Below are 606 nucleotides of genomic sequence, written 5' to 3' on the forward strand. Positions count from 1 at the left end.
CGCAGATGCCGACGCCGAAAACGTCGAGGCGCTGATCGATGACATCGCCAATCTCCGATCGGCTGCTCTGAAAAGCTCGCTGCTGGTTTATGCGGCCGACAAACGCTGGCGTGTGGAAACGGGCGGCATCGTTGTCGGTGGGATGTCGGTGGCGACCGACGACAGGTCCAAGCTCATGATCACCGGAGCCCGCGTGAAGGCGGACAAGGATGCGGCCTTCACGACGAATTGGAACACGCCGGCGGGATTTGTCGAGATCGACGCAGCCACCATCATTGCCATCACCAATGCGGTCCTCGATCACGTCGACGCCTCCTTTGCCATCGAGGGCGCAGTTCTAGCTGGCATCGAGGCTGGCACCATCACCACGCAGGCACAGATCGATGCGGCCGACTGGCCTTAGCAGCGCAGACGCCCGGAGCCAGGCTCCGGGAAGGCGGGCCTCTGTCGGCAAACTTCGACCCGCCTGACGACACCAGATATAACGTCACGCCTGCGGCCCTTTCGGGCGGCGAGACGGTGACTGATTCTCAGAGGCTCGGATATGGGCATTCACGATGAGTTCGCAGCGGTCACACCAGTTCATCCGCCAGCACCTTACATCGG

General features: G+C 62.0%; 1 protein-coding gene. It reads left to right on the forward strand.

Annotated features, from left to right (window positions below; genetic code table 11):
- Nucleotides 1-403 (forward strand): DUF4376 domain-containing protein (locus RX972_RS29085; protein ID WP_316880745.1); only part of this gene is annotated, 403 nt, incomplete at its 5' end.
- Nucleotides 404-606: the final 203 nt, after the last annotated feature.

Source organism: Pseudomonas syringae group sp. J309-1 (genome assembly GCF_032582135.1).
GTDB lineage: Bacteria > Pseudomonadota > Gammaproteobacteria > Pseudomonadales > Pseudomonadaceae > Aquipseudomonas > Aquipseudomonas quasicaspiana.